A 13034-nucleotide genomic window follows, 5' to 3' on the forward strand; every position below is an offset into this window, starting at 1 on the left:
CTTCCGACCGATGACCGTACCGCTCCGGGGTGTCGCGGCAAAAGCCGAGGGCCCATGCCCGGACGGACATGGGCCCCAGATGATCGGATCCAGGTCAGATCCGGCCCATCATGATCAGACCGCGATCAGGTCGACCACGAAGATCAGCGTCTCGCCGGCCTTGATCGCCGGGGTCGGGCTCTGGTCGCCGTAGGCGAGGTGGGCGGGGATGGTCAGCTGGCGACGGCCACCGACCTTCATGCCCTGCACACCGCGGTCCCAGCCCTTGATGACACGGCCGCCACCGAGCGGGAACTTGAACGGGGTGCCCCGGTTCCAGCTCGCGTCGAACTCCTCGCCCGTGCTGAACGACACACCCACGTAGTGCACCGTGACGTTCTGGCCCGACCTGGCCTCGGGGCCGTCGCCCTCCCAGATGTCCTTGATCTCAAGGTCCGTCGGCGGCGCGCCCTCGGGGAAATCGATCTCGGGCTTCTCGATGCTCACGTCTTCTGCTCCTGCTTGTGTACGTAAGGACAACACGGACAGTCTCACATCCCCGGAGGGTTTACATCTTCGCCAGGATGTCGACCGAGAAGACGAGCGTGGAGTCCTTCTTGATGTCGCTGCCCTGCGGCGGGTTGTCGCCGTAGCCCAGGGCCGGCGGGATCACGATGAGCACACGGCTGCCCACCTTCTTGCCGGTCAGCCCCTGCGCCCAGCCCTTGACGACCTGCCCCAGCGAGAACGACGCCAGCTGGCCCCGCTTGTACGTCGAGTCGAACTCCTTGCCGCTGTCCCACAGCACGCCCTCGTACTGCACCAGGACGCTGTTGTCGGCCTTGACCTCGGGGCCGTCGCCCTCGATCACGTAGTTCGCCACGAGCTTCGTGGGAGCGTCCTTCTTCGGCACCGTGATCTTGGGGGCCTGGCCGTCCGTGTTGGTGCCGACCGTCGGCAGCGAGGAGTCCTTCTGCGGGACGTCCTTGCCCTTGGCGGAGCTCTTGGAGTTGAACGTGTCCTCGATGTCCACCACGAACACCAGCGTGTCGGTGCCCTTGATGCCCGCCTGCGCGTTGCCCTCCGAGCCGTAACCCCAGGTCGGCGGCACCGCCATCTCGACGCGGCTGCCCGCCTTCTTGCCCACCAGGCCGTACCGCCAGCCGTCGATGATCTGGCCCTGCGCCAGCTGGATCACCAGCGGCGTCCCCCGGTCGTAGGAGTTGTCGAAGACCTTCGCCGTGGACCAGATCTGCCCCAGGTAGTTGGCCTGGATGTAGTCGTTCTCCGCGACCGTCTTCCCGTTGCCCGCGATCACCGTCCTGACCGCGAGGTCCTTCGACGGCTCCCCCGTGCCCTTGGCCACGGTCGGCTTCTCACCGAACTTCGTACCGGCCGTGATCGCCGGCACCGGGCCGTCGACGATCTTCGGCGGGGGCGGCGCGGAAGCCGCCGCCGACGCCGAGGGCGACGGGGTCTTGCTGGACTTCGCCGAGCCTGAATCGCCGTCGTCACCGCATCCGGCGAGCGTGACCAGTCCAGCGGGTACGGAGAGGAGGAGTGAGCGTCGGCGCACGGTGAGGGCCTCGTATCGGTCGATCTTGGTTGATGGCGTGCGCGCAACTCTACGACGTGAGAAGGGCGCCGTACGGAAAACGTACGGCGCCCCGCGTTGCGTTCCGCGTCACCCGCGGAACTCCCGGCTCACATTCCGGCGATGAGCTTCTCCACCCGGTCGTCCACCGAACGGAACGGGTCCTTGCACAACACCGTCCGCTGCGCCTGGTCGTTGAGCTTCAGGTGGACCCAGTCGACGGTGAAGTCCCGCCGCTGCTCCTGGGCCCTGCGGATGAAGTCGCCGCGCAACCGGGCCCGAGTGGTCTGCGGCGGCACCGACTTGCCCTCGAAGATCTTCAAGTCGTTGCAGATCCGCGCGGCTTGCCCCTTCCTCTCCAGCAGGTAGTAGAGGCCACGACGACGGTGAATGTCGTGATATGCGAGGTCTATCTGCGCGACCCGCGGGTGCGACATGGTCATGTTGTGCTTCGCCCGGTACCGCTCGATGAGCTGGTACTTCATGACCCAGTCGATCTCCGTGCCGATCCGATCCAGGTCCTCGGCCTCGATCGCGTCGAGCGTACGGCCCCACAGTTCGAGAACCTGTTCGACCGTCCCCGCGCGGATGCCGCGGCGCTCACAGAAGTCCACGGCCTTCTCGTAGTACTCGCGCTGCACCTCCAGCGCGGAGGCCTCCCGGCCACTGGCCAGCCGCACCTTCCGACGGCCCGTGATGTCATGACTGACCTCACGGATCGCCCGGATGGGGTTCTCCAGGGTCAGGTCCCGCATGACCGTGCCCGCCTCGATCATGCGCAGCACGAGGTCGGTGGCACCGACCTTGAGGAGCATCGTCGTCTCGGACATGTTCGAGTCACCGACGATGACGTGCAGACGACGGTAACGCTCGGCGTCCGCGTGCGGCTCGTCACGCGTGTTGATGATGGGCCTCGACCGCGTCGTCGCCGAACTGACGCCCTCCCAGATGTGCTCGGCACGCTGACTGACGCAGTACACCGCACCACGCGGGGTCTGCAGCACCTTGCCCGCACCGCACAGCAACTGCCGCGTGACCAGGAACGGGATCAGAATGTCCGCGAGCCGGGAGAACTCCCCGTGCCGGGCCACCAGATAGTTCTCGTGGCACCCGTAGGAGTTGCCCGCCGAATCGGTGTTGTTCTTGAACAGATAGACGTCGCCCGCGATCCCTTCCTCGTGCAGGCGTCGTTCGGCGTCCACCAGAAGACCCTCGAGAATGCGCTCGCCGGCCTTGTCGTGGGTGACGAGCTCCGTCACGTTGTCACATTCGGGTGTCGCGTATTCCGGATGTGATCCCACGTCGAGATAAAGGCGGGCACCGTTCCGCAGAAAGACATTGCTGCTGCGGCCCCATGACACGACACGGCGGAAGAGGTACCGCGCCACCTCGTCGGGAGACAGCCGGCGCTGTCCCCTGAACGTACACGTGACGCCGTACTCGTTCTCCAGCCCGAAAATGCGGCGGTCCATGACTGAACATTACGCCCGATCCCCCGAGCTGAAACGGGGTTCGACAGCTCGATCTGGATCATTTTCCGGTGAAGCCGCAACAACCCCGCCCCTCCCGGCGGCCGCGAGGACCCGGCCCGTGGCCAGCAGAACCACCAGCGCGGCGGCACCCGCGACCCCCGGAACCGCGAAGCCCCACCCCGCCCCGCCCCGCTCGACCACCGGCCCCGCGAGACCCGTCCCCACCGACGCACCCACGGTGAACGTCGTGACGAGCCACGAGAAAGCCTCGGTGACCGTACCGGCCGGCGCGTGCCGGTCCACCAGGACGAAGGCGCACGCGATGCTCGGCGCCAGGAACACCCCGGCAAGGGTCGCCAGAGCCGTCATCGCCACCGGACCGGGCACCAGCACCAGCGGGACGTAACACACCGCCAGAAGGGCCACGAGCACCCGCAGTCGCCGCTCCGGCGCCCCGCCCCACCGGCGCGCGCCGTAAGCCACACCGCCCAGCAGCGCACCGAGCCCGATGCCCGCCATCATCCAGCCGTACACCACGTCCCCACCGTGCGCGTCGGCGTACGACACCGCCGCGACCGTGATCGAACCGAGCGCCATCCCGATGAACAGGAACGCCCCGAGCAGGGCCAGCAGCCCCGGCGAACGCAGGGCACCCAGCCAGTGCGCCTCACGCGGCGCCGAACGCCAGGCACGCGAAGGCTCCGAGACCACCACGGAAAGGGCACCCAGCACACCGACCACGCTCAGGACCAGCAGCGCCGCCTGCGCGGACCACAACGACACGCACAGCGTCACCAGCAACGGTCCGACGGTGAACATGACTTCCTGCGCCACCGCGTCCATCGCGTACGCGGTGTGCACCTGCTCCTCCTCCCCCAGCACGGAGGGCCACAACGCCCGCAGACCGCCCTCCAGCGGAGGCGTGAAGAGCCCGGCCACCGCCATCGCGGCACAGGCCAGCGCCACCGGCTCCGTCCCGGCCAGCGCGAAGACCACCATGCCGAGGGCCGAGACGACCGCCGCCGGCAACTGCACCCGGGGCTGGCCGTACAGATCCACGAACCGGCCGAGCACCGGCTGCCCGACCGCGTTGGCCACCCCGTACACGGCCGCCAGCGCGCCCGCCAGGCTGTACGTGCCGCCCCCGGCCCGCACGAACAGCACCACGGCGATGGCCGCGGTGGCGTTCGGCAGCCGCCCCACCAGCGTCCCCACCAGCAGCCTGGCGGCGTGCCTCGCCCTGAGGATCTCCAGGTACCCCGCAGCCATGGCCTGCCCTTCCAGTGAGCGCACGACGCTCAAGTGTTACGTATAACTTCTCCCTCCATACGTACCATGTGCGCTGACCGCGAGTCCACACGAAAGAGCAGGCCCACGGTGGCAAGAGGTAGCACGCGCCCCACCAGCCGGGACGTCGCCGAGGCCGCCGGGGTCTCCCAGGCAGCCGTCTCCCTCGTACTCGGCGACAAATGGCGCGGCCGCGTCTCCCCCGCCACCGCCGAACGCGTCCGCCACGCCGCCCAGGAACTCGGCTACCGCCCCAACCTCGCCGCCCGCAACCTCCGCCTCGGCCGCACCCGCACCGTCCTCCTCGTCGTCCCCGCCCTCACCACCGAATTCTTCGCCGGCGTCTACACCGGCGCCGCCCGCGTCGCCGCACAACACGGCTTCGGAGTCGTCCTCTACCCCTCCCCCGAAGGCATCGGCCCCGCCCGCGACCCCTTCGGCTCCGCCCAGGCCGCCCTCGACGGCGTCATCGCCTCCTCCATGGCCGCCGACGCCCTCACCGCCATCCGCGGCGACCAGCTCCCCCTCGTCATGCTCGACAGCGACCCCACCGGCAGCCAGGGCGCCGCCACCGTCAACCTCGACATCGCCGACGGAGTGCACCAGGTCACCGACCACCTCCTGGAACTCGGCCACCGCCGCTTCCTGCACCTCGCCGCCGACATCCCCTCCTGGACCTTCGAGGTCCGCGCCCGGGAACTGGCCTCCCGCCTCCGCGAAGCCCCCGGAACCAGCCTGCGCGTCACCCGCGCACCCATCTCCTTCGAAGACGCCCTGACCGCCACCCAGACCGCCCTCACCACCCCCGGCCCCCGCCCCACCGCCGTCATCTGCGACGACGACAAACTCGCCGCCGGCGCCTACAAAGCCGCCCGCCGCCTCGGCCTGCGCATCCCCGACGACATCTCCATCACCGGACTCGACGACCTCGCCCTCGCCCGAGCCCTCGACCCCGAACTCACCACCGTCCGCCTCGACGCCGAACGCTTCGGCGAACACGGCATGAAAGCCCTCCTGGCCGTCCTGGACGGCCGCACACCCCCCCAGGAAGACATCCCCGTCGAACTGGTCGTACGGGGCTCCACGGCCCCACCGAGCGCCTAGAACACCCGCTCCTCGATCCGGACACACGGAAGGGGCCGCACCGGTCTGCACCGGAACGGCCCCTCCCACACGATCACCCGACGACGGACACACCGCCGGACCAAGCCCTACTCCTCCTCGGAGTCCTCCGCCTCCGCCGCGGTCTCCGCACCCCCGGCCTCCAGCAACCGGGACAGCTGAGGACCCACGATCCGCTTGAACTTCCGCTGCTGCGGACGCGTCCGGTCCAGCACCGCGACCTCCAGCCGCTCCGCCGGAATCTCCCGCTCGCCACCGTTCGGCTCCCGGGACAACGACGTGACGGCCAGCTTCAGCGCCTCGGCCAACGACATGCCGTCCTGATGCCGGGCATCCAGATAACTGCTGATCTGCTCGGCATTACCGCCCACGGCGACCGAACCGTGCTCGTCCACGATCGAACCGTCGTGCGGCAACCGGTAGATCTGGTCACCGTCCGGCGTCTCACCGACCTCCGCGACCACCAACTCCACCTCGTACGGCTTCTCCGCCGCCGACGAGAAGATCGTGCCCAGCGTCTGGGCGTACACGTTCGCCAGACCACGGGCGGTCACGTCGTCACGGTCGTACGTATAGCCACGCAGATCGGCATAACGCACACCACCGATTCGCAGATTCTCGTACTCGTTGTACTTACCGGCCGCCGCGAAGCCGATCCGGTCATAGATCTCGCTGAACTTGTGCAGCGCACGGGACGGGTTCTCGCCGACGAACACGATGCCGTCGGCATACTGCAGCACGACCAGGCTGCGGCCACGGGCGATGCCCTTGCGGGCGTACTCCGCCCGGTCCGCCATCGCCTGCTGGGGTGAGACATAGAACGGCGTCGACACCGGCTATCCGTCCCTTTCTGTCGAAGTCACTGGACCACCTGGGAGAGACGGACCGTCAGTACAGCGCGGCACGCGGACCGTCGGGCTGCTGCAGACGCCTCTCCAGGATCACACGGGCGATCTCGGAGGACTCCTCGTCCGTGAGCCGGCGGAAGCCGCTCTCGGTGATCACGGTGACGATCGGGTAGATCCGGCGCGCGACATCGGGACCACCGGTCGCCGAGTCGTCGTCGGCCGCGTCGTAGAGGGCCTGGATGACCAGCGTCGTGGCCTGGTCCTCCGTCAGGTCCTTGGCGTAGAGCTTCTTCATGGCACCGCGCGCGAAGAGCGAGCCGGAGCCCGTGGCCGCGTAGCCGTGCTCCTCGGAGCGGCCGCCCGTGACGTCGTAGGAGAAGATGCGGCCCTTGCCGCGGTCCACGTCGTAGCCCGCGAAGAGGGGGACCACGGCGAGCCCCTGCATCGCCATGCCGAGGTTGGAACGGATCATCGTGGACAGGCGGTTCGCCTTGCCCTCCAGGGAGAGCTGCGCGCCCTCCACCTTCTCGAAGTGCTCCAGCTCCAGCTGGAACAGCTTCACCATCTCGACCGCCAGGCCCGCCGTGCCGGCGATGCCCACCGCCGAGTACTCGTCGGCCGGGAACACCTTCTCGATGTCACGCTGGGCGATGACGTTCCCCATCGTGGCCCGCCGGTCACCGGCGAGGACGACTCCGCCGGGGAACGTCACGGCCACGATGGTCGTGCCGTGCGGGGCCTCGATCACGCCCTGGACGGGCGGCAGTTGCCGCTTGCCCGGGAGCATCTCCGGCTGGTGCTCGGAGAGGAAGTCCATGAAGGACGACGACCCGGGCGTCAGGAAGGCAGCCGGTAGACGCCCGGTGCTACGAGTGTTGGCTTCCACGCGTTTCCTTCCAGGTAGTCGGCAGCCCGCCTTACGGCATCGGGCCGATCCTTGAACTGCCCCAGTGCGGCATTGCAGCTGAAGCACAGTACGCCTCGGACCCTACCCGTCTGGTGGCAGTGATCCACATGTTCGGCAGGGGCGGTTAGGCAGATGCAGCAGATTCCCTGCTGCTCCGCGACCATCGCATCCAACTCGGCCGGTGTGAGACCGTACTTGCGCTGGAAATAGCTGATCCGGTTCCGCTCCGCACGACACGTACGGCAGTAACTCACCCAGCCGTCCGACGAGGACTTGTTGCGCTCCCATGCGGAGTGCGGTTTCACGACCTGACACTGCGGGCAGCGCTTGTGCCCCCGCGGCACGAGAACCTTTACCCGTACCGTTTTGCCCTTGGCCTCCTGGCGCTGCCGGTAGTACTCCGCAGAGCATTCCCGGCAATACGCCTGGAGGCCGTCGGGCGCCGACCTGTTGCTCGCGAAGGCCGCCCGCGGTTTGTTCTGCTTACACCGCGAGCAGCTTCGCGCTTCCACTTCTTCAGCCACGTTCGGCTCGAACCTGCGATTCGATGGAAAAAGTGGCTTACTGCCCACCCTTCTGAACGAAGGACCTCACGAAATCCTCGGCGTTCTCTTCGAGTACATCGTCAATTTCGTCAAGAACCGAGTCGACATCGTCGCTCAGCTTTTCCTGGCGTTCCTTGAGGTCGTCGGTGCTCTTCGCGTCCTGCGACTGTTCCTCGACCTCCTCGGTGGAACGCGTCGCCTTCTGCTGTCCGCCGCCGGTGTCCTTGGTCGCCATAACCCTCACCCCGCTCGGTTCGACGTTCTTGATCAGACCCTACAAGCAGGGTCCGACATCGGCCCCGCAGTTGCCACAACGTACGGGGACCACCTCGATGATTCCCGTAACGCCGGGTGTTCCACCCTTTTCGGCGCGTGCCGTCCGGGGGGAAGTTCAGTTGCCCGAAAGCACCCTGACCAGGTCCTCCGCCGTGCGGCAGCGGTCCAGGAGTTCCTTGACGTGATTACGCGTTCCGCGAAGGGGCTCCAGGGTCGGGACGCGCTGGAGCGAGTCCCGGCCGGGGAGATCGAAGATCACCGAGTCCCAGGAGGCCGCGGCCACGTCGTCCGCGTACTGTTCGAGGCAGCGTCCGCGGAAGTAGGCGCGGGTGTCCTCGGGCGGGGTCGTGCGGGCCCGCTCGACCTCGTTCTCGTCCAGCAGGCGCTTCATCCGGCCCCTGGCCGCCAGGCGGTTGTAGAGGCCCTTGTCGGCGCGTACGTCGGCGTACTGGAGGTCGACCAGGTGCAGCCGGGCGGCGTCCCAGTCGAGGCCGTCGCGGCGGCGGTAGCCCTCCATGAGTTCGCGTTTGGCGACCCAGTCGAGTTCGCCGGCCAGGCTCATCGGGTCGTTCTCGAGGCGGTTCAGGGTGTCCTCCCAGCGCAGGAGGACGTCCTTGGTCTGTTCGTCCGCGTCGGCCCCGAAGCGTTCCTCCACGTACTTGCGGGAGAGTTCGAAGTACTCCATCTGCAGCTGCACGGCGGTGAGTGTGCGGCCGCTGCGGAGGGTGACGAGGCGCTTGAGGGTCGGGTCGTGGGAGACCTGGTGGAGGGTGCGTACGGGCTGGTCGACGGCCAGGTCGACGGCGATGAAGCCGTCCTCGATCATGGAGAGGACCAGGGCCGTCGTGCCGAGCTTGAGGTAGGTCGAGATCTCGGAGAGGTTCGCGTCGCCGATGATCACGTGGAGCCGGCGGTACTTCTCGGCGTCGGCGTGGGGTTCGTCGCGGGTGTTGATGATGGGGCGCTTGAGGGTGGTCTCCAGGCCGACCTCGACCTCGAAGTAGTCGGCGCGCTGGCTGAGCTGGAAGCCGTGTTCGTGTCCGTCCTGGCCGATGCCGACGCGGCCCGCTCCGGTGACGACCTGGCGGGAGACGAAGAACGGGGTGAGGTGGCGCACGATGTCCGAGAAGGCGGTCTCCCGCTTCATCAGGTAGTTCTCGTGCGTGCCGTAGGAGGCGCCCTTGTTGTCGGTGTTGTTCTTGTAGAGGTGGATGGGCTGGGCGCCGGGGAGCTGGGCGGCCCGTTCCGCGGCTTCGGCCATGATGCGTTCGCCGGCCTTGTCCCACAGGACGGCGTCGCGGGGGTTGGTGACTTCGGGGGAGCTGTATTCCGGGTGTGCGTGGTCGACGTACAGCCGTGCTCCGTTGGTGAGGATGACATTGGCCAGGCCGATGTCCTCGTCGGTGAGCTGGCTGGCGTCGGCGGTCTCGCGGGCGAGGTCGAAGCCTCGCGCGTCCCGCAGCGGGTTCTCCTCCTCGAAGTCCCAGCGGGCGCGGCGCGCCCGGTGCATCGCCGCCGCGTAGGCGTTGACGATCTGGGACGAGGTGAGCATGGCATTGGCGTTGGGGTGACCGGGGACGGAGATCCCGTACTCCGTCTCGATGCCCATTACTCGCCGTACGGTCATGCGGCCCTCCTTGCCCGGCGGCGCCCTCGGTCGGGGGCGCTGCTCAAGTACCGCTGGCGCTCCGGTGCGTGTGCGGTGCCCGTCCCCGCACTGCGCGACTCGGCGGTACGAAAGAGCCTAGAACGCCTCTGCGCTGGTGGGGAGATCATTTGCGTCATTGCTGTGTTCCGGGGGTGACCGGAAAAGCAGGCGGCTGCGGGTACCCGTGGTGGGCACCCGCAGCCGCCCTGTCTTTTACAGGTATTGACCGGTGTTGGCCACCGTGTCGATGGAGCGTCCGGTGTCTGCGCCCTGCTTTCCGGTGATGAGCGTTCGGATGTAGACGATCCGTTCGCCCTTCTTTCCGGAGATGCGGGCCCAGTCGTCGGGGTTGGTGGTGTTGGGCAGGTCCTCGTTCTCCTTGAACTCGTCCACGCATGCCTGGAGGAGGTGGGAGACGCGGAGGCCCTTCTGGTCGTGTTCGAGGAAGTCCTTGATGGCCATTTTCTTGGCGCGGCCGACGATGTTTTCGATCATCGCGCCGGAATTGAAGTCCTTGAAGTAGAGGACTTCCTTGTCGCCGTTGGCGTAGGTGACCTCCAGGAAGCGGTTCTCCTCGGATTCGGCGTACATCTGTTCCACGGCTGTCTGGATCATGCCGTGGACGGTGGCCGCCTTGTCGCCGCCGTGTTCTCCGACGTCCTCGGAGTGCAGGGGGAGGCGTTCGGTGAGGTACTTCTGGAAGATGTCCTTGGCCGCTTCGGCGTCCGGGCGTTCGATCTTGATCTTCACGTCGAGCCGGCCGGGGCGCAGGATGGCGGGGTCGATCATGTCCTCGCGGTTGGAGGCGCCGATGACCACGACGTTCTGCAGGCCTTCCACGCCGTCGATCTCGGCGAGGAGCTGGGGGACGATGGTGTTCTCCACGTCCGAGCTGACGCCGGATCCGCGGGTGCGGAAGAGGGATTCCATCTCGTCGAAGAAGACGATGACGGGGGTGCCCTCGCTGGCCTTCTCCCGGGCACGCTGGAAGACGAGGCGGATCTGCCGCTCGGTCTCGCCGACGTACTTGTTCAGGAGTTCGGGGCCCTTGATGTTGAGGAAGAAGCTCTTGCCGGTGGCCTGGCCGGTGACTTCGGCGACCTTTTTGGCCAGTGAGTTGGCCACGGCCTTGGCGATGAGCGTCTTTCCGCATCCGGGGGGTCCGTAGAGCAGGACTCCCTTGGGGGGCCGCAGTTCGTGTTCCTTGAAGAGGTCGGGGTAGAGGTACGGGAGCTCGACGGCGTCGCGGATCATCTCGATCTGGCCGCCCAGACCGCCGATCTGCTCGTAGCCGATGTCGGGGACCTCTTCGAGGACGAGTTCCTCGACCTCGCTCTTGGGGACGATCTCGTAGACGTAGCCGGATCGGGGTTCGAGGAGCAGGGCGTCTCCGGGGCGGATGGTGACGTCCAGGAGTGGTTCGGCGAGCCGGACCACTCGTTCCTCGTCGGTGTGCCCCTGTACGAGGGCGCGCTCGCCGTCCTCGAGGATCTCCTTGAGGGTGACGATGTCGCCGACGCTCTCGTACTCCATGGCCTCGACCACGTTGAGGGCTTCGTTGAGCATCACTTCCTGGCCGCGCCTGAGCTCGTCGAGCTCGACGCTGGGGCTGACGTTCACGCGGAGTTTGCGGCCTCCGGTGAAGATGTCGGCGGTGCCGTCCTCGTTCGCCGCGAGGAAGACGCCGAAGCCGGCCGGTGGCTGTGCGAGCCGGTCGACTTCCTCCTTGAGGGCCACGATCTGGTCGCGGGCCTCACGGAGTGTGTTCGCCAGTCGTTCGTTCTGTGCGGACACGCCTGCCAGGTTGGTCTGCAACTCGACGATCCGCTCTTCGAGAATCCTCGTGTGCCGCGGAGAGTCGGCGAGCTTGCGTCGCAGGACGGCGATCTCCTGCTCAAGGTAGGCAATCTGTCCGGCGGGGTCATCGGACCCTCGTCCCGGGCGGATGCCGCGGTTCATGTCGTCGTCGTGGGCTGCCACGGTCCTCACCTCCTCCAAGGGGAGCTGGACGCTTCCAGACCCTACCTGGGTGGGTGTCGATTGAAACCCCTAGATCACAAAGACTGTCGGGGTGTGTCCGATCTTCACCCTTGCGCTCTCCCTCACGCCAGGGGAATACCCACCGAACATGCTCGGGAAGCGGGCGGAGGTAGGGTCGAAGTGTTCAACACCCGTCAGAGCTGGCCCGATTCCCCAGTCTTCGGTCCGCTCGACGCAGAAAACGGCAGGAGAAATGACCGTGCAGCAGGAGGCCGGAGTCGGCGGCGAGGCGCTTGAGGTCTGGATCGACCAGGATCTCTGTACCGGTGACGGGATCTGTGTGCAGTACGCGCCGGAGGTCTTTGAGCTGGACATCGACGGTCTGGCCTATGTGAAGAGCGCCGAGGACGAGCTGCTGCAGGACGTGGGTGCCACAACGCCCGTGCCCCTGCCGCTTCTGCGCGATGTGGTGGACTCGGCGAAGGAGTGTCCGGGGGACTGCATCCATGTCCGTCGCGTTTCGGACAAGGTCGAGGTCTTCGGTCCGGACGCGGAGTGACCCCTCGGGCACTCCGCGTCATGAGGTGACCGGTTTCTCACACCCTCCGCGGCGCGGAGGGTGTTCTTTTTTGTCGGGGTCCCGCGCCGGTCCGCCGGGGTCTCGCGCCGGGGGCGTGTTCAGGCACCGTTCGCTTCGGACGGTGTCGAGCGGATGAACGCGCCGTTCTTCCACTGCCACTTGGCGTTCTGCTTCAGGTCCGGGCAGCAACTCGGTACGTCGATCGAGGAGTAGCCGAGGAGCGTGGCGGTGACGGCTCCGTCGCGCACCGCGAAGTCCGTGACGCTGAGGCGGTCCTTGGGGTCGACCAGGGTCGCCACGACCCTGGGCTCCTTGGCTCCCTGGGCCTGGACGAGGACGTAGACGCCGTCGGGCGGGGTGCCCGAGCCGGCGTCGCAGCGGACGACGGCCACGGTCTCGGGGCGGCCGTCGCCGTCCAGGTCTCCGGAGGCCTTCTTCTCCACGAGGACCTTGACGGGCCCGCAGTCGACGGGGAAGTCCACGCCGGTGGGGTCGGGGGCCGCGACCGGTGCCGGTGCCGCGGCCGGTGCCGTGGCGGTGGCCGGTTTCGGGTCGGCGCCCGGCTGGGCCGCCCTCGCCGGGTCGGGGTGGACGACGGAGGACAGTGCCACGACTCCGGCGATGGCGGTTGCCGTGGCGACCCACTGAATGGGGCTGGTCTGCGTGTGTGCCAGTTCCGGCACAACGGATTGCTGCACTGGGGGTGTCTCCCGCGAGGGCTGTGCCGGTGGGGTGGGTGTCCCGCATGGTGCCACACGTCACAGCCCGGTGGAACGGCGGGGTCCGGACTTGTGAG

Annotated in this window: 13 protein-coding genes; 2 read left to right on the forward strand and 11 right to left on the reverse strand. The window is 67.6% G+C overall.

All coding sequences use genetic code 11. The features are described 5' to 3' along the window. Nucleotides 1–114: 114 nt before the first annotated feature. From ACICHK_RS09580 to ACICHK_RS09595, 4 genes are all read right to left on the reverse strand, one after another. Entirely contained in the window at nucleotides 115–486 is a 372-nt protein-coding gene (locus ACICHK_RS09580) for an FKBP-type peptidyl-prolyl cis-trans isomerase (protein ID WP_406836568.1), read from the reverse strand. Between the two features lie 61 nt (nucleotides 487–547). Beyond that, nucleotides 548–1555, reverse strand: coding sequence for an FKBP-type peptidyl-prolyl cis-trans isomerase (locus tag ACICHK_RS09585; RefSeq protein ID WP_151468347.1), 1008 nt, complete (start codon nucleotides 1553–1555; stop codon nucleotides 548–550). Between the two features lie 128 nt (nucleotides 1556–1683). Then, nucleotides 1684–3045 (reverse strand): Pup--protein ligase, encoded by a 1362-nt coding sequence (gene pafA / locus ACICHK_RS09590; RefSeq protein ID WP_406836569.1) that lies wholly within the window; start codon nucleotides 3043–3045, stop codon nucleotides 1684–1686. Between the two features lie 9 nt (nucleotides 3046–3054). Beyond that, nucleotides 3055–4314: an MFS transporter gene (locus ACICHK_RS09595; RefSeq protein ID WP_406841184.1), complete on the reverse strand. Its 1260-nt coding sequence runs from the start codon at nucleotides 4312–4314 to the stop codon at nucleotides 3055–3057. 108 nt (nucleotides 4315–4422) lie between these two features. On the opposite strand from ACICHK_RS09595, the gene ACICHK_RS09600 reads away from it, so the two are divergent. Beyond that, nucleotides 4423–5436 (forward strand): LacI family DNA-binding transcriptional regulator, encoded by a 1014-nt coding sequence (locus ACICHK_RS09600; RefSeq protein WP_406836570.1) that lies wholly within the window; start codon nucleotides 4423–4425, stop codon nucleotides 5434–5436. A 107-nt stretch (nucleotides 5437–5543) separates the two neighbouring features. On the opposite strand, the gene prcA is transcribed toward ACICHK_RS09600, so the two are convergent. The 6 genes from prcA to arc form a co-directional block, all read right to left on the reverse strand. Beyond that, nucleotides 5544–6287, reverse strand: coding sequence for a proteasome subunit alpha (gene prcA, locus ACICHK_RS09605; RefSeq protein ID WP_406836571.1), 744 nt, complete (start codon nucleotides 6285–6287; stop codon nucleotides 5544–5546). A gap of 55 nt (nucleotides 6288–6342) precedes the next feature. Then, the gene (gene prcB, locus ACICHK_RS09610; RefSeq protein WP_361679536.1) at nucleotides 6343–7188 is read right to left on the reverse strand and encodes a proteasome subunit beta; all 846 of its coding nucleotides are present in this window, start codon (nucleotides 7186–7188) and stop codon (nucleotides 6343–6345) included. Next, nucleotides 7140–7781, reverse strand: a complete 642-nt coding sequence (locus ACICHK_RS09615) for an endonuclease VII domain-containing protein (protein ID WP_406836572.1) — start codon at nucleotides 7779–7781, stop codon at nucleotides 7140–7142. The genes prcB and ACICHK_RS09615 overlap by 49 nt, the downstream gene beginning before the upstream one ends. After that, nucleotides 7771–7989, reverse strand: a complete 219-nt coding sequence (locus ACICHK_RS09620) for a ubiquitin-like protein Pup (protein ID WP_406836573.1) — start codon at nucleotides 7987–7989, stop codon at nucleotides 7771–7773. The genes ACICHK_RS09615 and ACICHK_RS09620 overlap by 11 nt, the downstream gene beginning before the upstream one ends. Nucleotides 7990–8145: 156 nt before the next feature. Next, nucleotides 8146–9657, reverse strand: coding sequence for a depupylase/deamidase Dop (gene dop / locus ACICHK_RS09625; RefSeq protein WP_406836574.1), 1512 nt, complete (start codon nucleotides 9655–9657; stop codon nucleotides 8146–8148). 234 nt (nucleotides 9658–9891) lie between these two features. After that, a complete protein-coding gene (arc, locus tag ACICHK_RS09630; RefSeq protein ID WP_037628445.1) occupies nucleotides 9892–11658 on the reverse strand; it encodes a proteasome ATPase in 1767 nt (588 codons plus the stop codon). Nucleotides 11659–11911: 253 nt separating this feature from the next. On the opposite strand from arc, the gene ACICHK_RS09635 reads away from it, so the two are divergent. Further along, a complete protein-coding gene (locus ACICHK_RS09635) occupies nucleotides 11912–12217 on the forward strand; it encodes a ferredoxin (RefSeq protein WP_151468341.1) in 306 nt (101 codons plus the stop codon). Between the two features lie 119 nt (nucleotides 12218–12336). On the opposite strand, the gene ACICHK_RS09640 is transcribed toward ACICHK_RS09635, so the two are convergent. After that, complete coding sequence (locus ACICHK_RS09640; protein ID WP_406836575.1) at nucleotides 12337–12936, reverse strand: hypothetical protein; 600 nt, start codon at nucleotides 12934–12936, stop codon at nucleotides 12337–12339. Nucleotides 12937–13034 lie beyond the last annotated feature (98 nt).

It is taken from the genome of Streptomyces sp. AHU1 (genome assembly GCF_045343905.1).
GTDB classification, from domain to species: Bacteria; Actinomycetota; Actinomycetes; order Streptomycetales; family Streptomycetaceae; genus Streptomyces; species Streptomyces triticiradicis.

Coding starts and splice junctions, on each gene's coding strand:
- ACICHK_RS09595 (WP_406841184.1), bottom strand. CDS start 4,314: ATGGCTGCGGGGTACCTGGAGATCCTCAGGGCGAGGCACGCCGCCAGG.
- ACICHK_RS09635 (WP_151468341.1), top strand. CDS start 11,912: ATGACCGTGCAGCAGGAGGCCGGAGTCGGCGGCGAGGCGCTTGAGGTC.
- dop (WP_406836574.1), bottom strand. CDS start 9,657: ATGACCGTACGGCGAGTAATGGGCATCGAGACGGAGTACGGGATCTCC.
- pafA (WP_406836569.1), bottom strand. CDS start 3,045: ATGGACCGCCGCATTTTCGGGCTGGAGAACGAGTACGGCGTCACGTGT.
- ACICHK_RS09620 (WP_406836573.1), bottom strand. CDS start 7,989: ATGGCGACCAAGGACACCGGCGGCGGACAGCAGAAGGCGACGCGTTCC.